This window comes from Flavobacterium xylosi, from assembly GCF_042787345.1.
Lineage (GTDB): Bacteria > Bacteroidota > Bacteroidia > Flavobacteriales > Flavobacteriaceae > Flavobacterium > Flavobacterium xylosi.
The window spans coordinates 20598-40582 of sequence record NZ_JBHZPZ010000024.1 but is presented as its reverse complement, the minus strand read 5'-3'; the positions used below and the strand labels follow the sequence as shown (position 1 = coordinate 40582).

17 protein-coding genes and 2 pseudogenes are annotated in these 19985 nt (G+C 33.2%); 10 read left to right on the top strand and 9 right to left on the bottom strand.

The window, feature by feature from the left end:
- A pseudogene (locus ACFX5E_RS16285) lies at positions 1-108 on the top strand (IS30 family transposase); the annotation flags it as partial.
- Positions 109-114: 6 nt separating this feature from the next.
- On the opposite strand, the pseudogene ACFX5E_RS15260 reads toward ACFX5E_RS16285, so the two are convergent.
- The 4 genes and pseudogenes from ACFX5E_RS15260 to ACFX5E_RS15245 all read right to left on the bottom strand — a co-directional run.
- Positions 115-402, bottom strand: a pseudogene (locus ACFX5E_RS15260) (four helix bundle protein); the annotation flags it as partial.
- Between the two features lie 99 nt (positions 403-501).
- Positions 502-1179: a tRNA (guanosine(37)-N1)-methyltransferase TrmD gene (trmD, locus tag ACFX5E_RS15255; RefSeq protein WP_379856026.1), complete on the bottom strand. Its 678-nt coding sequence runs from the start codon at positions 1177-1179 to the stop codon at positions 502-504.
- Between the two features lie 287 nt (positions 1180-1466).
- A complete protein-coding gene (locus tag ACFX5E_RS15250) occupies positions 1467-1691 on the bottom strand; it encodes a panthothenate synthetase (RefSeq protein WP_379856025.1) in 225 nt (74 codons plus the stop codon).
- A 390-nt stretch (positions 1692-2081) separates the two neighbouring features.
- The gene (locus ACFX5E_RS15245) at positions 2082-4604 is read right to left on the bottom strand and encodes a M14 family zinc carboxypeptidase (protein WP_379856024.1); all 2523 of its coding nucleotides are present in this window, start codon (positions 4602-4604) and stop codon (positions 2082-2084) included.
- Positions 4605-4865: 261 nt separating this feature from the next.
- Between ACFX5E_RS15245 and ACFX5E_RS15240 the strand changes: the two genes are divergently transcribed.
- The 5 genes from ACFX5E_RS15240 (at position 4866) to ACFX5E_RS15220 (ending at position 11873) form a co-directional block, all read left to right on the top strand.
- Positions 4866-6989 carry a M3 family metallopeptidase gene (locus ACFX5E_RS15240; RefSeq protein ID WP_379856023.1) on the top strand — a complete coding sequence of 708 codons (2124 nt, stop codon included), beginning with the start codon at positions 4866-4868 and terminating at the stop codon, positions 6987-6989.
- A 391-nt stretch (positions 6990-7380) separates the two neighbouring features.
- Complete coding sequence (locus ACFX5E_RS15235; protein ID WP_379856022.1) at positions 7381-8436, top strand: serine hydrolase domain-containing protein; 1056 nt, start codon at positions 7381-7383, stop codon at positions 8434-8436.
- A 9-nt stretch (positions 8437-8445) separates the two neighbouring features.
- Positions 8446-9357 carry an alpha/beta fold hydrolase gene (locus ACFX5E_RS15230; RefSeq protein ID WP_379856021.1) on the top strand — a complete coding sequence of 304 codons (912 nt, stop codon included), beginning with the start codon at positions 8446-8448 and terminating at the stop codon, positions 9355-9357.
- 24 nt (positions 9358-9381) lie between these two features.
- Positions 9382-10299, top strand: coding sequence for a class A beta-lactamase, subclass A2 (gene bla / locus ACFX5E_RS15225; RefSeq protein ID WP_379856020.1), 918 nt, complete (start codon positions 9382-9384; stop codon positions 10297-10299).
- A 641-nt stretch (positions 10300-10940) separates the two neighbouring features.
- Positions 10941-11873 carry a peptidylprolyl isomerase gene (locus tag ACFX5E_RS15220; protein WP_379856019.1) on the top strand — a complete coding sequence of 311 codons (933 nt, stop codon included), beginning with the start codon at positions 10941-10943 and terminating at the stop codon, positions 11871-11873.
- Between the two features lie 231 nt (positions 11874-12104).
- Here the strand turns inward: ACFX5E_RS15220 and ACFX5E_RS15215 are convergent, their stop codons facing one another.
- Positions 12105-12659 carry a thioredoxin family protein gene (locus ACFX5E_RS15215; RefSeq protein WP_379856018.1) on the bottom strand — a complete coding sequence of 185 codons (555 nt, stop codon included), beginning with the start codon at positions 12657-12659 and terminating at the stop codon, positions 12105-12107.
- Positions 12660-12830: 171 nt separating this feature from the next.
- Positions 12831-13724: an alpha/beta fold hydrolase gene (locus ACFX5E_RS15210; RefSeq protein ID WP_379856017.1), complete on the bottom strand. Its 894-nt coding sequence runs from the start codon at positions 13722-13724 to the stop codon at positions 12831-12833.
- A 158-nt stretch (positions 13725-13882) separates the two neighbouring features.
- On the opposite strand from ACFX5E_RS15210, the gene ACFX5E_RS15205 reads away from it, so the two are divergent.
- From ACFX5E_RS15205 to ACFX5E_RS15195, 3 genes are all read left to right on the top strand, one after another.
- Positions 13883-14218: a tRNA-binding protein gene (locus ACFX5E_RS15205; RefSeq protein ID WP_379856016.1), complete on the top strand. Its 336-nt coding sequence runs from the start codon at positions 13883-13885 to the stop codon at positions 14216-14218.
- 370 nt (positions 14219-14588) lie between these two features.
- The gene (locus ACFX5E_RS15200) at positions 14589-14885 is read left to right on the top strand and encodes a four-helix bundle copper-binding protein (RefSeq protein ID WP_379856015.1); all 297 of its coding nucleotides are present in this window, start codon (positions 14589-14591) and stop codon (positions 14883-14885) included.
- Positions 14886-14927: 42 nt separating this feature from the next.
- Positions 14928-15383, top strand: a complete 456-nt coding sequence (locus tag ACFX5E_RS15195; protein WP_379856014.1) for a YbhB/YbcL family Raf kinase inhibitor-like protein — start codon at positions 14928-14930, stop codon at positions 15381-15383.
- 124 nt (positions 15384-15507) lie between these two features.
- Here the strand turns inward: ACFX5E_RS15195 and ACFX5E_RS15190 are convergent, their stop codons facing one another.
- The 3 genes from ACFX5E_RS15190 to ACFX5E_RS15180 all read right to left on the bottom strand — a co-directional run bounded on the left by ACFX5E_RS15190 (position 15508) and on the right by ACFX5E_RS15180 (position 18495).
- Positions 15508-16059, bottom strand: a complete 552-nt coding sequence (locus ACFX5E_RS15190) for an RBBP9/YdeN family alpha/beta hydrolase (protein WP_379856013.1) — start codon at positions 16057-16059, stop codon at positions 15508-15510.
- 223 nt (positions 16060-16282) lie between these two features.
- On the bottom strand, positions 16283-16663 hold the full coding sequence (locus ACFX5E_RS15185; RefSeq protein WP_379856028.1) for a PUR family DNA/RNA-binding protein: 381 nt from the start codon (positions 16661-16663) through the stop codon (positions 16283-16285).
- A gap of 71 nt (positions 16664-16734) precedes the next feature.
- A complete protein-coding gene (locus ACFX5E_RS15180; protein ID WP_379856012.1) occupies positions 16735-18495 on the bottom strand; it encodes an ABC transporter ATP-binding protein in 1761 nt (586 codons plus the stop codon).
- 201 nt (positions 18496-18696) lie between these two features.
- On the opposite strand from ACFX5E_RS15180, the gene ACFX5E_RS15175 reads away from it, so the two are divergent.
- A complete protein-coding gene (locus ACFX5E_RS15175) occupies positions 18697-19803 on the top strand; it encodes a Glu/Leu/Phe/Val family dehydrogenase (RefSeq protein WP_379856011.1) in 1107 nt (368 codons plus the stop codon).
- Positions 19804-19985 lie beyond the last annotated feature (182 nt).

The window sequence follows — 19985 nt, the reverse complement described above, 5'->3', positions numbered from 1 at the left end:
GAGAAAATTATAGAAATACAAGAGAAATTAAACAATAGACCAAGAAAAAGATTTAATTTTGAAACACCTAATTATATGTTTAATCAAAAAGTTGCATTTATAACTTGAATCCTGCTTATTATAGGTTTCAATATTTATATATTCACATTCTAAAGAGAATTCCAACCAGACATTTGTTTCTGAATTTTTAGCATCACTATCGGTTAATTTACTGATGAAATGATTAGTATAGCGTCTTTTTCTGTATCCTTCTGCAATGTTAGCAGAAACACTTCTCGAAGAACGCCTGATTTGGTCTGTGAGAGAATATTTTTCTTCTTTTGGAAATGATTTCGATAACTGAAAGATATCCATTGCCAACTGAAACGACTTCTGAAATGCTCTTAATTCTTTGAAATCCATTATTGATTTTATTTAAGTTTTTAGTTGTCAGTCTTAGTTATTAGAGATTACAAATTTTTATTCAACTCTACGCTGTAAACTGAACACTGCGACTGAAAACTATTCCTCAAGCAAATCAGGTCTTCTATTCTTTGTATGTTCAAACGCCATATCTTCTCGCCATTTGTCGATTTTGGCAAAATTACCGCTGGTTAAGACCTCTGGAACTTTCCAACCGTTATAATCTGCAGGGCGAGTGTAGATAGGACCTGACAATAATCCATCCTGAAAACTATCCGTCAATGCTGAGGTTTCATCACTCAAAACACCGGGAATCAAACGGATTAATGCATCCGATAAAACCAATGCGCCTAATTCTCCACCGGACAAAACATAATCACCAATAGAGATTTCCTTAGTGATAAAATGATCGCGAACGCGTTGATCCACACCTTTGTAATGCCCGCACAAAATGATGATATTCTCATACATCGACATGGTGTTGGCCATTTTTTGGTTCAAAGTTTCTCCGTCAGGGGACATATAAATGATTTCGTCGTAGATTCGTTCACTTTTCAAATGTGTGATACAAGCATCAATGGGTTGCACCGTCATCACCATTCCTGCGCCACCGCCATAAGGGTAATCGTCCACACTTTTTTGTCTGTTGGTGGTGTAATCCCGCAAATTATGAAAGTGAACTTCCACCAATCCTTTGTCTATGGCACGTTTCATAATCGAAGCCTCAAAGGGACTTCGCAATAATTCAGGTAAAACGGTAACAATATCGATGCGCATAATTTTAAATCTTAGTTTGAAAGAGGCAAAGGTACAATGTTTTTTTTCAGTAGCTATTACGGGTTTTTACTCTGTTTTTTTCTAAATTAAAGTAATAAATGAAAGCATGCTGAGAGGATCTGAGTTTGTTTTTGGATTGAGATTTTTTTTAATAGTTACATTTATGTGAAAAAATAATATTTTTTGTTTGATTTTTTAGTGTTGAAAAATGATTTGTGATTTTAAAAAAAACCACTTCAACTAATATGAAGCGGTTTTTTTAAAATTTACTTTTGTCTTTATGAGTATTAAACTTCCTCCCAATTTTTTGCGAGTTTAACGAGATTTGCTTTTTTTAAATCAGTAGGAGTAATTGCTATTCTAAATTCACAACTGGCTTCAAAGTTTAAAAACCAAGGTTCCGAGGTAGATGGAATAAAAGAAACATCAGGAACTTCAACAACCATAATTGCCCCCCGGTTGCCATCTTGTTCGGAAAAATAAATACTTTCTGGTTTGATATCATCAATCACTTGATTACATTCCTGCTGTTCCTTTTCTTGCCATGGAATTAAATGACTCTGTAGGAAGGATTACATTGACTATCATTTTCATAACAATTGTATTTAAAGATTATAATACTAAAGGTATAACATATATCAGCAAAAATAAAATATAAAATATTGATTATAAATATTTTAACGATAATTTATACAGCAGTTATTTGTTGCTAAATTTTATCTGTTTCGTCAGCCGTTATGTGATCATATTGACAGAATTGAAGAGATTTTATTAAAATCTAATTTTTGTTTTAAGTTTTTTTTGAAAACGGGGAATGTAGTTAATGTACCCTCTAAGTAGAAGTTTTTTTATTACATTGCCTTTAAATGATTTTAGATTGTACTAATCAGTTTGTATTAAATTTACATTAGCTTACTAAAGAAAATGGCGTTCCAAAACAATTTTTCAGTCCCTAACCAAAAAGCTCTGAAATTAGTATTATCAGTGAAAATTAATATGTTCCCATCCCCTTTATTTATAGACTGAAATGGAACTGTTTCTTTTAGCAATTCTAAATTCGGTTTCGAAATGTATCCACTTAGCAATGGGTTTTTCGTATATTGAATGGGATTGTTGTAACTGTTTTTATTGGGTTCGATAATAATAGAAGTATTTCTAAAGAGAGGCAACTTAGTTCGCGTCATGCCAAAAGTAATAGGATGTGATAAATCTAATTTTGTTTCAAATATAGCTCCTGAAATCAGTTGGGCTCCTTTGTAATCATCGACCAACTCGAAGCTGATATTTTGTGCCTCTGCTTTTTTTGTTTTGAAATTTAGTTCTATTAATTTCGATTCATTGAGCCATTTTATAGCATCTTGATACCCAATAAGGGTTCCTCCGTTTTGTACCCATTGTTCTATTTTGGCAGTAGTTTTTTGAGATAGACTAGAATAATTACCATTTACTAAAATTAAACTAGTGTACTTATTTAAATTTATACCTCCTAGTTGGTCAATATCAATTTTTGTTAACGGGATAGCTGCTTTTTGGTCAAACATATGCCATATTTCTCCAGCATCTGACGGATCAACACCTTTACCAACAATCATTGCGACTTTTGGTAAGAAAAGTGTCTTGAAGTTGGGGTTGCCTAGATTGATTCCTTCAGTGAATCCTGTTTCAACAGCTGTAATGTTAAAAGCATATTCTTTTATAGTCTCATTTAGATATTTATGAATTTCTTCTGAGTTCATTTCTTGATTTTGGACCGCTAGAAATAAACTCCCATAAGAAAATGTTTTTCCACTATGAACAAAGGGCTTTGTGGTTGTTTTTACTCGTAATCCTTTTGAAAGCAATTGGTATAATAATTTTGGGGATTTGTGATCTGTCCATTCAATTAGGTACCCAATATCACTTTTCTTACTTACTTTACCAACCTCTATATAGGGCTCGTATCTTGTACCTGCTAGAGACAATGAATTGACTGGTTCAAAATTAAGATTGAAAGCCAAATCAAAACTCCAAGCCGATATGTCATAAAACAAGCTGTCTTTGAATTTTGTTTGTTTGTCAAATATAGCATTAATAAGCTTTGTGTTTTGCTGCTCAACAGGAATGATATAGCTTAAGTTTTTATAAAATTTCTTGTCATTTATAATGATGTCTTCTTTTAGTTCTAACATCTCAACTTTATGCTGGCTTAAAATTTTTGCCAATTCATTTACACGAGTAGCATCTTTTTCGTCTCCAATAACATAGGCTTTTATTTTGCTCTTTTTACTTTCGGATCTCGCATTAGTATAAAAATTACGTTGGTATTCAAGAAGCTCTGTTCTCATTTCCGATGTAGCTTGTAAAGTTGACAAACTGGTAGTGAACTGGTTTCTGATAGTAAACGGAAAAGTAATAATCCCATTAGCGCTTTCCTGAGCATGGCCTCTTGAGCTTGCCTGCTCAAATAAGATTCCTACTGATCCATTTATATCAGGATAAGAGGAGCCTTTACCGTAATAAAAGTCGTCATAGTTTTCTTCTATAAAATAGGAACTACCAATTTTGTCTAATGCTTTTGCATGATAAGCTGCCATTTTCATTGTAATTTTTTGGTTTAGTTCGGGTGTTAATGGGTTGGTGCGACTTGGCTCTCCCGGCTGAAAAAAGTAGGTTGCGTTAGTTCCCATTTCGTGAAAATCGCATAGAACATTTGGCATCCATTTTTTAAATGTTTTAATGCGTGCCTGACTCTCAGGAAGTTGAACGGGTAGCCAGTCTCTATTCATATCAAATAAATAATGATTGAATCTTCCTTTTGGCCAAACCTCATTGAATTCACGATCATTGGGATCAGTGACTAAATTAGTGCTTTTATTACTGTTTACCCAAGTGGAAAAACGTTGAATTCCATCCGGATTAAAACAAGGGTCTAATAAAATGACTGTATTTTCTAATATTTTTTCCAGCTCTGGGCTTTGGCTAGCAGCTAGATAATAGGCCAACGCAATAGCGGCACCTGAACCGCTGGATTCATTACCGTGGATGGAATAACCTAAATAAACGACTATTGGTAAGTCGGAAGGGCTTTTTTTTCTATCTGCATTTAGGTTGTCTAAATGTTGCTCGTTAATTTCCTTAATTCGTGCTAAGTTTTTTGGACTTGAAATGGTAAGCAGTTGTAATGGTCTGTTTTCAAATGTATATCCGGTGGTTTCAATTAAAATTCTGTCAGATACTTTTGCAACTTCCATCATATAGTTTGCCAATTGGGTATGATCAGTATGCATTTCACCCAGTTCAAAATTAAAGAAACTTTTAGGAGTAGGGATGTTTTTGTTGTAGGTAACATTTTGAGGCAAATAATAATCTAAAGTAACTTGCTCTTTTTGTTGTTGTGCATGAACTCCAAAAGCAATTAATATTGTAAAATAAAAAAACAATTTCATATTGGTTAGGTTAGTAGGTTATTCTTCAATTAAAGGAGTTAATTCTTAAAAAAACTCAGATTCATCTGTAGTTTTGTCAGAAATAGAATTCATTTCTTTTAATTTTAGATAAAAACAAATATAGATGTTATTTTTGAAAATCAATCAAAAATTACTTTATGGCTAAAAGTAATTTGTTGTCATAAATAGGGAATATTTTAATGTTGCATTAGCTTTTTATTTTTCACTACTTTTATAGCTACAAATAATTAATCTCAAAAGATGATTTCAAAAATAACCAAAGCAAGTATAATGCTTGTATTTATTGCTTCCGTACAAAGTCAAGCACTTCATGCTCAAAACAATTCCATTAAAATGACTAATCCACTTTTGCAAAAAAGCGCTTTGCAGTATCAAGCACCGCCCTTTAATTTAATTAAAGACGAAAATTTTAAGCCTGCTTTCGAATATGCCTTGAAAAATCATGATCAAGAAATAAAAAAAATAGCGAATAATCCTGCCAAACCAACTTTCAAAAATACGGTGTTGGCACTGGAAATTTGCGGAGTGGATTTAGTTAGGGCTACAGGCGTTTTTTATAACCTAACGGGTTCAAATACTAATCCGACTTTGCAAGCAATTGAAGCAGAATATGCACCTATTTTTTCGGCTCACAATGATAAAATATATTTGAACAGCCAATTATACAAACGTTTCAAAGCGTTAAACTTGGATGCTCTTATGGGAGAAGACAAGAGATTGACCGAATATTACTTACAACTGTTTGAGTTGGCGGGTGCAAATTTATCTCCGGCAGATAAAGAAAAGATGAAAAAAATAAACGAAGAGTTGGCCAGTTTGGGAACACTCTTTGGAAACAAATTATTGATTGCCCGTAAAAATGGAGCCGTTTTATTTGACAATGCAAGCGATTTGGCCGGTTTGAGCTCAGACGAGATTGCTGCTGCAAAGGCCAAAGCTACTGAGGCGGGTCAAGAGGGTAAATATTTGATAGGATTATTGAATACCACACAACAACCCTTGTTGGCAAGTCTTAAAAACAGATCCACAAGAGAAAAAATATTCAAGTCGTCTTGGACTCGTGCGGAGAAAAATGACGATGGTGATACTCGAGAAGTATTAGAAAAAATGGCCAAATTACGTTTGAAAAAAGCGAATTTAATGGGTAAGAAAAGTTTTGCTGAATGGAGATTGCAAGACCAAATGGCAAAATTACCAAGCACTGCGATGGACCTTTTAGCGAAAATTGCTACTCCAGCAGTTGCTAAAGCAAAAGTAGAAGCCAAGGAAATTCAAGACCTGATTGATGCTCAAAATGGAGGATTTAAATTGGAGCCTTGGGATTGGAATTTTTATTCGGAACAAGTGCGTAAAGCAAAATATGATTTGGACGAAAGTCAGGTAAAACCTTATTTTGAGTTAACGACTGTTTTAGAAAAAGGGGTGTTTTTTGCTGCAAAACAAATGTATGGCATCACCTTCAAGGAAAGAAAAGATTTGCCAGTTTACAATCCAGATGTTGTGGCTTACGAAGTATTTGACAATGACGGAAAATCAATGGCAATTTATTATTTGGATTTTTACACCAGAGATAACAAAAACGGAGGTGCTTGGATGAACAATTTTGTGACTCAGTCTCATTATTTAAAACAAAAACCAGTTATTGTTAACGTTTATAATTTTTCTAAGCCAGTTAATGGAAACCCATCATTAATCAGTTTTGATGACGTGACAACGCTATTCCATGAGTTCGGACACACCTTACATGGTTTGTTTGCCAATCAAAATTATCCAAGCATTTCAGGAACATCTGTACCGCGTGATTATGTGGAATTTCCATCTCAAATCAACGAGCATGCGGCATTGGATCCTACTGTCTTAAAAAATTATGCGATTCATTACAAAACTAAAGAAGTGATTGCTCAAGCTTTAATTGATAAAATTAAAAAAGCAGAGACATTCAACAAAGGATATGATGTAACAGAATTATTAGCGGCATCAACCCTTGATATGGCTTGGCATAGTGTAGAAAAAGATGCAGATTTCAAACCAACTTTGGTTTTTGAGAAAGAAGCACTTCAAAAATATGGTTTATTGGTTAATGAAGTTCCTACAAGATACCACACGCCTTACTTTGCGCATATTTGGAGTGGCGGTTATTCTGCGGGTTATTACGCTTACACATGGTCAAAAACCCTGGATTATAATGCCTTCGATTGGATGCAGGCCAATGGTGGTATGACTAGAGAGAATTGCGAACGTTTCCGAAAATATATTTTATCAGTAGGAAACAGCGTTGATTTAAACAAAGCTTTCAAGGATTTTATTGGGCACGACATGCAAATAGAACCGTATTTGAAAAACGCGGGACTTTCAGATAAATAATCCTTTTTTTAATTCATTAATCAAAATGGCATTCGTAAAGGATGCCATTTTTTTTGGGGAGCTATTCCAGCTATTCGTTGCAATCTTTCTATTTTTAAAAAAAAATAAAAAGGATTTCCACTTCTATCTGGGCTAGGATTTTGTGGAATTAGAGGTTTTAAAGAACTGAATCGGTAGGAAAAGTATTCAAAATAAAAAGAAGCGTACCTTTATTTGTAATTTTTTTTTTATATTTGAAACATTAATAATCGCTCATTTGTCAGACAAAGCCAGCCGGATTTGGGTGGGTTGGCATGATTTTAACAGGCCTATGTAGTAGTTGGTGGCAATTTTACCTAACCGACCGTAACCACAAGACAGACACAAACATTAAATAATTTTCAGAACATAAATGAAACAAATTTTTAGACTAACATTACTTGCAACAACAATTCTATTTACAAGTTGCAACTTATCAGCACAGCAAAAAGACAACTACTCAACAAAAATTGACAGTTTACTAAAAACCACAAATCCAAGAGATTTTAACGGAGTAGTTTACATTCAACAAAACGAAAAATTGAAATATGCAAAAGCGTACGGATTTGCTGATTTAAACAAAAAAACACTGCTGAAAATCGACGACAAATTCTCTACAATGTCGATAGCAAAACAATTTACGGCTACGCTTATTTTACAGGAAGTGGAAAAAGGAACGATTGATTTGCAAATACCAATTCGCAAATATTTGCCTGATTTTAAATACAAATGGGCAGACACCGTTACGGTTCATCAATTACTTAACAACACTTCGGGATTGTACAGCGAAAATATGGACAAGCCTTTGAAATTTAAACCAGGTACAGCTTTCAGTTATTCAAACGTTGGTTATTATGTTGCTGGATTGGTTTTGGAAAAGCAAAGTGGTAAAAGTTTTGAAACATTGGTAACGTTATTGTTCAAAAAATGCAAAATGAAGAACAGCTATTATCCTAACGAAACCAGTCATCAATTTTTGACGAAGGGACACTTTATAAAAAAAGATGGAACCATAAAGCAATTTGAAAAAATCAGCTTTACACCTGACCAGTATTGGGGAAGTCATTTAATTGTTACCGTATCAGATTTAGCCAAATGGAACGAATGTTTGCATAATGGAAAATTGCTGAAACCAGCTACTTACAAACTGATAACAAATTATTCTATTACCAACAACCATCAACTTTTTGGCGAAAAAGCGATTGGTTATGGCTATGGTTTACGAATTAATGATAAAGCCGATATATACGAAATTGGACATACAGGTTTTCATCCAAGCGAAGGATTTACGGCAGTGAATTTATATTACCCAAAAACCAAAACAAGTTTAATAGTGATGGAAAATCAAGCCAATGAAAACTTTGAAATTGCCTATTATTTCGAGCAGGAAATTAGAAAAATAGTTAAAGAAAGTAAATTTTTAAAATAAATCGCTTCAATGAAAAAAACACTATTGCTGTTTTGCTGTATAATATCATTTATAGTAAATGCAAAAGCAAATCACACTATTTACTCAAAATCTTATGGGAAAAGTGAAAATCCTGCAATCATATTTATTCACGGTGGACCGAGAGGAAATTCGACACTTTTTGAAGGAACAACTGCCCAAAAATTAGCCGAAAAAGGATTTTATGTAATCGTTTATGACAGGCGTGGCGAAGGTCGTTCCATTGATACTACTGCGACATTTACTTATCAAGAAGCGATTAAAGATTTGAATGAACTTTACAAAAACTACAACATCAAAAAAGCAAATATTATTGCTCACAGTTTTGGTGGTTTAGTTGGAACAATTTTTACAGAGCGAAACCCTGAAAAAGTAAATTCGTTGATACTTGCTGGTGCTTTGTTTTCGCAACAAGAAACGTATGACCATATTTTAAAAACCACCAAAGAAAATTATACAGAAAAAAAAGATAGTTTGATGCTTTCTAAAATTTCTGAAATTGAGAATCTTCCAAAAAATTCTGCTGAATACAGAAATCAATGTTACGAAGTTGCAAGCAAGAATAATTATTTCAAAATGCCATTTCCAACAAAAGAAGCAAATGAAATTCGTAAAAATTATGAACTAAGTGAATTTGGCAAAAAAAACATCAGAAATGACAATGCACCTATTTTATTCTATAAAAATGAAAGCAAAAATAATATTGACACAAAACCAATTTTAAAAAATCTAAAAAAACAGATAAAATTATTTGCGATTTACGGACAACAAGACAACGTTTTTTCAGAAAAGCAATTAAGTGATATGAAGAAAATAGTAAAAAAAAAAATTTCAAAATCATTGAAAATTGTTCACATTATTTGTTTGTTGACCAACAACAAATATTTATCAACACGATTGTAAAATGGTTAAAGTAATAATTTCATTATGAAGAAAATAATATTCCTGCTCTGTCTTTCTCTCTTTTCGGTTCAACTATTTGCCCAAAATATGAATGAACTTCGTAAAGAACTTAATCAAATCATCTCAACAAAAAATGCAACCATTGGAGTTTCAATAAAAGGAATTGAAGACAAAGATACATTGAACATCAACGGTAATTTAAACGTTCCATTAATGAGTGTCTTCAAATTTCATATTGCCTTGGCAACCTTAAACTTGGTGGACAAAGGAAAACTTTCTTTAACACAGAAAATTTTTATAAAAAAAGAAGATTTGCACGAAGATACTTGGAGCCCAATAAGAGATGAATATCCAAACGGAAATATGTATTTGACATTAGATCAATTATTGAGATATACAGTTTCACACAGTGATAATAATGGTTGTGATATCCTTCTAAAATTAATTGGTGGTACAGAAACTGTTCAAAATTTCATCAATAAACAAGGAATAAAAGATTTTACAATAAAAGTAAACGAACAAGAAATGCGAACTTGGGAAAACTTATATATCAACACGACAACTCCATTAGCAACCACCGAATTATTGGAGAAATTCTATAAGAGAAAAATCCTCAAAAAGAAATCGACAAACTATTTGTATCAAATTATGGTAGAATGTTCGAGTGGAATTACTTGGATGAAAGCAGGACTTCCGCAAGGAACAGAATTAGCACACCGAACAGGAATATCAGGAACCAATGAAAATAATTTAAGAGCCGCAATGAACGATATTGGAATTGTAAAACTTCCAAATGGGAAACATTTAATTATTTCCATTTACTTAAAAGACATAACGGAAACCAAAGAAAATACTGAAAAAATAATTGCGGACATCACAAAAGCAGCTTGGAATTACTACTCGAAAAAATATACACTGCCACCAACAGGCGTTTTGATATAGTGTGTGATTTAGTGGAATTACTGTTTCGCATCATATTTTCTGCAAACCCGAAAATTGAAAGGTTACGAACCACACACCATCTCAAAGCGGCAAAACGTTTGTACGACATTTACATAACCTCGCATAAAATAAGAACTTAATAATGATGGATATTTTTTGGATAGTAGTGATTTGCATTTTATTATTCATCTCAATAAAAGAGTTGCGGAATTTTAAAAAGCTGGAAAATAATGATGCGTATAATATTCTTCAAAATTCTAGGTATTATCGGTTGTTAGCCTTAGTTATTATTACAGTAATTGGAATAATTTTTTTTATTTTCAGAAAAATATCTTGATTTTCTTGAAAAATTTGAAATCGATTATGACGAAAAATTTGTTTTCAAAAAATTGATTTAAGGTTGTATAGTCCCTAACGGGACAAAAAGAAGAGGTGGAATGTGTTTTTCTACCGATATTTAGTTCCTACGGAACAAAAAGGGCAAATTAAAGAAACAGCCATGAACAAATCTTTGTTTTACTAAAAATCTATTTCTAAATAATCAGCAAAGTTTCAAATTCCCAAATTCTCAACTTTCAATCCTCCAATTCCCTTTTTAAAATTAATTTCGTAAATTTGCCCTTCAATAAAAATTAAACACAATGGAAAACGGAATATACGCTAAATTCAACACCGCAAAAGGTGCTATTTTAGTAAAACTAACAAACGATTTAACACCAGGAACAGTAGGGAACTTTGTAGCTCTTGCTGAAGGAAATATGGAAAACAAAATAAAACCTCAAGGACAAAAATTCTATGATGGTTTAAATTTTCATAGAGTTATTCCTGATTTTATGATTCAAGGGGGATGTCCTCAAGGAACGGGAACTGGAGATCCAGGTTACAAATTTGATGATGAATTCCACAAAGATTTACGTCACGATGCACCTGGAGTTTTGTCTATGGCAAATTCAGGTCCAGGCTCAAATGGGTCACAGTTTTTTATAACACATGTGGCTACACCATGGCTAGATGATAAACACACTATTTTTGGAAATGTTATAGAAGGCCAAGATGTTGTAGACGCTATTGCTCAAGGAGATGCTTTAGAGTCAGTTGAAATCATTAGAGTAGGAGACGAAGCTAAAAAGTGGAATGCAATTGAAGCATTTGTTGGTTTAAAAGGTGCCCGTAACAAACGTGACGCTTCTTTGAAAGCAGATGCAGAAGCCGAAATGGAAAAATTAGCGGCTGGTTTCGAAAAAACAGAAAGCGGTTTGCGTTACCAATTTATCCAAAGAGGTGAAGGTAAAAAAGCAGCAAACGGTAAAATAGTTTCGGTACATTACACAGGACAACTTCCGGATGGAAAAGTTTTTGACAGTTCTTACCCAAGAAAAAAACCAATTGAATTTCCATTAGGAGAAGGTAATGTAATCGAAGGATGGGACGAAGGTATTGCCCTGTTACGCGTAGGTGATAAAGCACGTTTTGTAATTCCATCGCATTTAGGATACGGATCTCGTGGTGCTGGAGGAGCAATTCCACCAAACGCTACTTTGATTTTTGACGTAGAATTAATGGACGTGAAGTAATAGTATTCAGTGTTCAGTCGCAGTTTTAATTATTGAACAATCCAATTCATTTAGAATCCCAAAGCGAGAGTTTTGGGATTTTTTTTATCATTTTATTTTATCATTGCGACCACGGGGAGAAATCTCATAACGAGAGCAACTAATGTAATTTGTTTCACCTGTTCACTTTTTTCGAGTTTCCTTCGTCGAAATGAACTGTATTTATTCCAATAAAAGAAAGGTTAAATGGTATTATTTCCACTTAATATTACAACCCAAACTCGGTTTTTGATCTGGATTTATCATCCGATTGTAAATTACGCCATCAATTGCACCACGCAAATCGTTTCCGCTTAACGGAATTCCATTTCCCGGTCGGCTGTCGTCTAATTGTCCGTGATAGACTAATTTATCTTGATTGTCAAATAAGTAAAAATCGGGGGTACAAGCTGCATTATAATCTCTTGCCACTTCCTGTGTTTCATCATAAAGATAGGGAAACTCGAATTTGTTTTGGAACGCAAACTCGGTCATTAATTCTGGTGCATCTTGTGGAAATTTCACCACATCATTACTGGAAATGGCGATGATACCAATGCCTTGTACACGATAATCATTGGCAATCATAAGAATTTCATCAAGTACATGATGAACAAACGGGCAATGATTGCAAATGAATACGACTAAAGTTCCCTTTTCTCCTTTTAAATCCTGAAAAGAAAACCATTCGTTTGAATTGGTATCTTTTAAATTGAAATTTGGAGCCAAAGTTCCTAGTGCGACTGTATTTGAAGTTGTTCGTGCCATTGAAGTTGATATTACTTTTACCAATTTACAATAAAAAAAAACAATATTAAAAAGGATTCCGTTTTTTACTAAAATATTTTAGAATCAAAATAATAAAAGTACGCTGTAAAGTGCTTTGCCTATTGACAAATAACCCTTCGGAGCGTACTTTTTAAAGGTTTTATTTAATTTTTAAGAGTTTAAAAATTTAATTAAATCCCTATTTAATTTTTCTTTTTCGACATAAAACAATCCGTGTGGTGCCCCATCATAAACAATAAAGATATTATCAGGAATTAATTTAGTGGCAATTTCGGAGGTGATTTCTATAGGAACTGTTTTGTCTTCATCTCCATGTATGATTAAGGTCGGTACATTGACAGAGGCCATTTCGCGACTGAAATCAGTGGTAGAAAAAGACTTTGCGCACTCCAAGGTCGCACGCGGTGAAGCAAAAGAACAAAGCATTCTATAATAATCCAGTAATGGTGTGCTCACAGGCTTGCTGATAAAACTGACTCCGAAAAAAGTTTTCCCGAAGGCATCCAGAAAGCCAATTCGGTCCTCTTTAATTTGTTCCGCCATAGCATCATATTTTTCTTGAGGAACTCCATCAGGATTAGAATCGGTTTTTAATAAATGGGGAGTTACAGAAGAGATTAATACCGCTTTTGCAATGTTTTTTCCGCCATGGCGACTGAAATAGCGCACGACTTCTCCGCCACCCATAGAAAATCCAACAAGAGTAACATCTTCCAGTTCCAATTGATCAATAATTGCTTTTAAATCATCTGCCAAAGTATCATAATCGTATCCGTCCCAAGGTTGTGAAGATTTTCCAAAACCACGGCGGTCATAAGCAATAACTCTAAAATTATTTTCAACCAAAGCATCGATTTGATATTCCCACATTTCATTAGAAAGTGGCCAGCCATGAATAAGAATTACCGGTTTTCCTTCACCGTAATCCTTTAGATACAATTTGACATTTGAATTCGTTTCAATATAGCTGTCCGTTGCCATTTTTGATTTAGAAAAACTACCATTTCTTAATGATTCGCTTCCACTTGTTTGATTTTCTTCCATCTTGTAATAGTATTTATAGTTTTTAAACAATATTCTTGATTTGTAAATTTATGGATATAGGGCAAAAAATGTCTTATGAAATTAGTGTAAATAGTTGTAAAATTGATAGGTTTGTTAGAAATTAACATTTAATTAAAAAACCATTAATACATTAAACCATGCAATTAACTTGGCAAGATTTTGAAAAAGTAGAAATGCGAGTTGGGACTATTTTGGAAGTCAATGATTTTCCAGAAGCAAGAAAACCGGCTTACCAACTTACGATAGATTTTGGTTCCGCAATTGGAATTAGAAAAACATCGGCACAAATTACCAAAAGGTATCTAAAAAAAGATTTGCTAAACAGACAAATCGTAGCTGTAGTTAATTTTCCTAAAAAACAAATTGGTAAATTCATGAGCGAATGTCTGGTGTTGGGAGCAGTTGGTGAGGAAGGCGACGTAATATTGTTAGCACCCGATTTTAATATTGAAAACGGACTGCGAATTGGGTAACTTCAGAAACAGGATTTACTCCTTTAATATAAATTAGGTTATTAAAATGTTAATAATCTGTTTTTCAGTTATTTAAAATAAAAAATATTGTAAATTTACTACTTTCTTAATCGAGATTTTTTTCGCTCACAAAAATGTTATTGAGCAATTAATAAAGATCCTTTAAATAATTTTCAGGATCACAATTAGTATAAAAGTTTCCCCAAAACTTTTTGAAGTAAAATACCTGCATTGCATTTCTTGATTAAGTATCAGTATTGCAACCGCAATTTAGTAAACCAAATGGAAATCAAATGCAGAAAGCATTTCCTTTTGGTATTTTAAAATAGATTTTTAATTTAAACATACCTAAAAAATGGAAAAGCAAAAGATGATTGACGTATTGCATTTTTGTGCTGCACAATGCACACATTGTTATGATGCATGCCATTTAGAAAAAGAAATGGACATGGTCCGTTGTATGATGAACGACCAGGATTGTGCTGATACATGCCGCTTAACAGCACAGTTAATGGAACGGAATTCTGAAAACACAGCTATTTTTTTAAAACTATGTGCTGAAATGTGCGAAATATGTGCCACCGAGTGTGAAAAATTTGCACAAATGGAACATTGCAAAAAATGTGCGCAAGCATGTCGTAAATGTGCAGAAATGTGTCATGAATAACAAATGGCGCATTGATGATGAACCTTTATTATACTATTTATCATGTCAGTAACAGTCAGTGCCACATTAGTTATTAAAAGTTCAGCATTTCAGGACAATGAATTTATTTCTTCGAAATATACTTGTGATGGGGTAAATATAAACCCGGATATTAGCATAGACGAAATTCCTAAAAACACAAAAAGCCTGGCTATCATAGTAGATGATCCTGATGCTCCAAATGGAACTTTTTGCCATTGGGTAATGTGGGACATTGCACCAAAAAGCATTATAAAAGAGGATTCTGCACCAGGAACCCAAGGCAGGAATGGTTTTGGTGAAAATAAATATAATGGACCCTGTCCTCCAATTGGTAAGCATCATTATCATTTTAAAGTATATGCTTTAGATACTGTACTAAGTTCTTTGCCTCCAAGTACTGATAAAATAGAACTTGAAAAGGCTATGAAAGATCACATTATGGCATGGGGGGAATTAATCGGCTTGTATAAAAGGTGAACTGTCTGTTTATAATCATAATAGAGAAACTGCTTTTTTTTAATGAAGCAGTTTTTTTATTTAAACATTTGAAAAAAGAAGAAATATTTGAAAATAGGTTTATTATCAATGGTTTATTTTCAGTTTAACCGATATTGATTTTATTTATTAATTGTTCCAAAATCAGTTGGCCCTCTTCCCAAAATTCAAGATTCGAATCGGAATTGATATGTCCGTTTTGGCCAATATTTATAAAATCGCTGCCCCACATTTCAGCAAAATATTGAGCTCTTTCCGGTGAAATATAAGGATCATTAGCACTGGTAACTACAACAGATGGAAACTCTAATTTTTTGGTTGGTATCGGAGAAAAATTCCAAATTATTTGAGGCGTATGATTTGGAGAATCAACATCGGCAGGAGCGACCAATAATGCCCCAATTATGTTGGGATTAGTATTTGCTGCAGCCCAATGCAAGACCATAGAAACAGCGAGACTGTGTGCTACCAAAATAGTTGGAGAATCTAGTTTGGAAATTGCTTCCGTTAAATTGCCAAGCCAATCCTCAAGTACAGGTTGTTCCCAGTTTCCCTGAACCAGCTTAGAACTGTTTTTAAATTTCTGTAACCAATAGCTTTGCCAGTGTTTTTCTCCGGAATCGCCAAGTCCTGCAAGTATTAATAGTTTCGTTTCCATTAAACAAAAATACTTTTTAGAAATTAATTTCAAATATTTTAAGGAATAAATTATTTATAGAAGATATCAGTGTAGTATTCGAACAGTGTTATAAGAGTAGGAAGAGGACATAATCCTACTTTGTCAGCGATGGGAAGATAGGGTGAAGGATTTTGAAAAACAAAAAAGTCCAAAAATCAATTGACTTTTGGACTTTTTAGTTTTGTAAGTAGGTAACTAAGAATTAAATATCATCAAAATCTATATCGGTAAAACTTGATGTTTTTGGTAGAATATCATCATCTGTTTTATCAGACGTATATTCTTTTTTGAAATCTTTTTGGTGTCTTTCAGAAATTACTTCTTCCCCTTTATGGTTTAAAACATAAGAAGTCATTTCACCTAGAATTTCTGCGAATGCGGCAAAATCTTCTTTGTACAAATAAATTTTGTGTTTCTTGAAATGGAACGAACCATCTTCTTCAGTAAATTTTTTACTTTCGGTAATCGTAATGTAATAATCATCTGCTTTTGTAGCCCTCACATCAAAGAAATAAGTTCTTCTTCCAGCTCGTAGAACTTTTGAAAATATCTCTTCTTTTTCTAACATGTCATTTTCTCTCATAATCCTTTCTATCAATTTATGGTTGTTAAGTAGTACTCAAAAATCTAAAAAATATATGTATTACACAACAATTAAAGCAATTCTTTTTCTGAAAGTTGTTTTAAATATAGGGAAGCATAGTACCCTTCTTGATTTATCAATTGATTATGAGAACCTTGTTGGATTATTTTTCCATCTTCAAGAATGATAATATTATCTGCATTTTTGGCTGATGAAACTCTATGGCTTACTATAATGGTAGTTTTATCCTTGCAAATTTCGGATAAATTATTCAAAATCGCTTCTTCGGTCTCCGTATCAACAGCAGATAAACAATCGTCAAAAAGTAAAATAGGAGGGTTTTTGATAATTGCTCTGGCTATGGAAACACGCTGTTTTTGTCCTCCGGAAAGTGTAATTCCTCTTTCGCCTAATATCGTGTCATATTGTTTATTAAAACCAATGATATTATCATGCACCACAGCATTTTTTGCCGCTAGTATTACTTCTTCGTCAGTTGCGTTTTCTTTGCCAAACTTAATGTTGTTTTTGATACTGTCCGAAAACAAAAAGGCATCTTGCGGTACAATTGCAATGCTGTTTCGCAAATCATAAAGGTTTACGGTGCTTATTTCGTTTCCGTCAATGTTTATTTTTCCTGCTGTTACTTCATATAATCGAGAGATTAGTGAGGAGATGGTTGATTTTCCGGATCCTGTTTTTCCAAGAATCGCTACTGTTTCTCCTTTTTTGACTGTAAAAGTTACATTTTTTAAGGCTTCTATATTAGTGTCTTCGTAAGTGTAACTTACATTTTCGAAAGAAATAGTACCCCCAATAATAGATTTATTAGGATTGTTATTTTTTATTTCAGGTTCGATTTTCAGGAATTCGTTAAGACGTTTTTGAGAGGCTTCGGCTTCTTGAACCATAGAGGAAACCCATCCTAAAGAAGCCACTGGCCAAGTAAGCATATTGACATACAAAATAAATTCTGCTATAGTTCCAATGCTTTTTATGGTCCCATCGATGTACATTAATCCACCAAAATAAATCACAACCAAGTTACTTATTCCTATCAACGCCAGCATCAATGGTCCAAATAAAGATTGCACTTTGGCTAAGTTCAAACTTTTACTTTTACTTTCATTCGCTAAATCCACCATGTTATTTTGATGTTGGTTTTCTAATGAATAGGCTTTTATCACACGGATTCCAGAAAATATTTCTTGTGAGAAACTGGAAACTTTTGATAAATATTGTTGAAAAATGGTGCTTCGCTTATTGATTTCGGAACTTAATCTGAAAATACAATACGATAATATCGGTAAAGGAAGAATGGTATATAAAGTCAATCGAGGCGAAACATTATACATATATACGATTACAATTGTAAAACGAATAAAGGTATTTATAGTGTACATAACCGCAGGACCCACATACATTCTTACTTTTGAAACATCCTCACTAATACGGTTCATTAAATCACCGGTTCGGTTTTGTTTGTAAAAGTTCTGCGATAAGTTTTCATATTGTCTGAATACTTCATTTTTCAAATCGAATTCAATGTGTCGCGACATAACAATAAGGGTTTGTCGCATCAAAAAAGTAAGAAAACCAGCTATCATGGTAGTAGCGATAATCAATAAAATATTCGAAATTAATTCTTCGCGAATTACCGAAATTGCTACGTTTTTATCTTTAGAAAAGGATTCAATTACCTTGAATGATTTGCTAATTAATTTTGGTGTAAACAATGAAAATATTTGGGCAATAATGGTAAATATAATCCCGAGAGAAAAGCTGTATTTATATTTGACAAAGTATTTATTTAAATAACGTAATTCTTTCATTTTTTTAAGATATTCTTTATTGAAATAGTTTTATTTTTTGATTTTTAATCAATTTTTGGTAAAATTAAAAATTACTTTTTGTTGGGATGATTGTCATATTGATAAATTTAAGCTAATAAATTAGTGTTTATATATTTTTTATGTAAATTTGATTTGTCTTTTTGACAAATTCATAATTTTATCACTATAAAAATCAATACTATGAATGCAGCTTTCACAACTGGAAAGGAACTTCAAAAAATGGATCCCGTTTTTGGTCAATTATCATTTAACGATCACGAACAAATTGTATTTTGCAACGACAAAGATACAGGTTTAAAAGCAATTATTGGTATTCATAATTCGGTTATGGGTCCAGCTTTAGGAGGTACTCGTATGTTTAATTATGCTAATGAATGGGAAGCGTTAAATGACGTATTGCGACTTTCTCGTGGTATGACTTATAAAGCAGCCATTACAGGATTGAATATCGGTGGAGGTAAAGCGGTTATTATTGGCGATGCCAAAACCCAAAAAACACCAGAACTGATGCGTAAATTTGGTGAATTTGTACACTCTTTAAGCGGAAGATACATTACTGCTGAAGACGTAGGAATGGAGACTGCAGATATGGATATCGTAAGAGACGTGACACCTTATGTGACAGGAATTTCCGAATCAAGAGGAGGTTCTGGAAATCCATCGCCAGTTACAGCTTACGGGGTGTATCTTGGAATGAAAGCAGCTGCGAAACAGCAGTTTGGTTCAGATGTACTTAATGGAAAAAAAGTGTTGGTTCAGGGAATTGGCCATGTTGGAGAAACTTTGGTTGATTATTTGACAAAAGAAGGCGCGATAGTTACTATAGCAGATATTAATGAAGAAAAATTGTACGAAGTTGGATCTAAGTACGGTGCTACAATATTCACCGGTGATGATTTATATTCTGCTGATGTTGATATTTATGCACCTTGTGCCATGGGTGCTACTTTAAATGATGTTACTGTTCATAAAATTAAAGCTAAAGTAATTGCAGGAGCTGCGAATAACCAACTAGCAAACGAAAATATTCATGGTGCTATTTTGCAAGAAAGAGGTATTCTTTATGCTCCGGATTTTTTGATTAATGCTGGTGGTATTATCAATGTTTATGCGGAATTAGCGCATTATGACAAAGCGGAGATCATGCGAAAAACAGAGAATATTTACAATACAACTCTAGAGATTTTTGCATTTGCTATCGCTAATGGAATTACAACGCATCATGCGGCTTTGACTATTGCTCAAAATCGTATTGATCAAAGAAAGATAGAGAATAGTAAAAAGTAGTTTTCAGTGTTCAGTTATCAGTATTCAGTGTGAAATAATTGCCGTTCACTGAATACTGATCACTGAATACTTTTAAAATAAGCGATTATATATTTTATTTTCAAGGATGAAATTCTTATTTTTGCACTCTAATTAATAAAAGTTCTTACAAGGTGGTAAATAGAAGACACATACGCGTTAAA

Excerpts from the sequence above, each read along its gene's own strand:
- ACFX5E_RS15210 (WP_379856017.1), bottom strand. The coding sequence starts at position 13,724 with ATGGAAGAAAATCAAACAAGTGGAAGCGAATCATTAAGAAATGGTAGT.
- ACFX5E_RS15175 (WP_379856011.1), top strand. The coding sequence starts at position 18,697 with ATGAATGCAGCTTTCACAACTGGAAAGGAACTTCAAAAAATGGATCCC.
- ACFX5E_RS15245 (WP_379856024.1), bottom strand. The coding sequence starts at position 4,604 with ATGAAATTGTTTTTTTATTTTACAATATTAATTGCTTTTGGAGTTCAT.
- trmD (WP_379856026.1), bottom strand. The coding sequence starts at position 1,179 with ATGCGCATCGATATTGTTACCGTTTTACCTGAATTATTGCGAAGTCCC.
- ACFX5E_RS15215 (WP_379856018.1), bottom strand. The coding sequence starts at position 12,659 with ATGGCACGAACAACTTCAAATACAGTCGCACTAGGAACTTTGGCTCCA.
- ACFX5E_RS15205 (WP_379856016.1), top strand. The coding sequence starts at position 13,883 with ATGCAATTAACTTGGCAAGATTTTGAAAAAGTAGAAATGCGAGTTGGG.
- bla (WP_379856020.1), top strand. The coding sequence starts at position 9,382 with ATGAAGAAAATAATATTCCTGCTCTGTCTTTCTCTCTTTTCGGTTCAA.
- ACFX5E_RS15240 (WP_379856023.1), top strand. The coding sequence starts at position 4,866 with ATGATTTCAAAAATAACCAAAGCAAGTATAATGCTTGTATTTATTGCT.
- ACFX5E_RS15200 (WP_379856015.1), top strand. The coding sequence starts at position 14,589 with ATGATTGACGTATTGCATTTTTGTGCTGCACAATGCACACATTGTTAT.
- ACFX5E_RS15185 (WP_379856028.1), bottom strand. The coding sequence starts at position 16,663 with ATGAGAGAAAATGACATGTTAGAAAAAGAAGAGATATTTTCAAAAGTT.
- ACFX5E_RS15235 (WP_379856022.1), top strand. The coding sequence starts at position 7,381 with ATGAAACAAATTTTTAGACTAACATTACTTGCAACAACAATTCTATTT.
- ACFX5E_RS15190 (WP_379856013.1), bottom strand. The coding sequence starts at position 16,059 with ATGGAAACGAAACTATTAATACTTGCAGGACTTGGCGATTCCGGAGAA.
- ACFX5E_RS15220 (WP_379856019.1), top strand. The coding sequence starts at position 10,941 with ATGGAAAACGGAATATACGCTAAATTCAACACCGCAAAAGGTGCTATT.
- ACFX5E_RS15195 (WP_379856014.1), top strand. The coding sequence starts at position 14,928 with ATGTCAGTAACAGTCAGTGCCACATTAGTTATTAAAAGTTCAGCATTT.
- ACFX5E_RS15180 (WP_379856012.1), bottom strand. The coding sequence starts at position 18,495 with ATGAAAGAATTACGTTATTTAAATAAATACTTTGTCAAATATAAATAC.
- ACFX5E_RS15230 (WP_379856021.1), top strand. The coding sequence starts at position 8,446 with ATGAAAAAAACACTATTGCTGTTTTGCTGTATAATATCATTTATAGTA.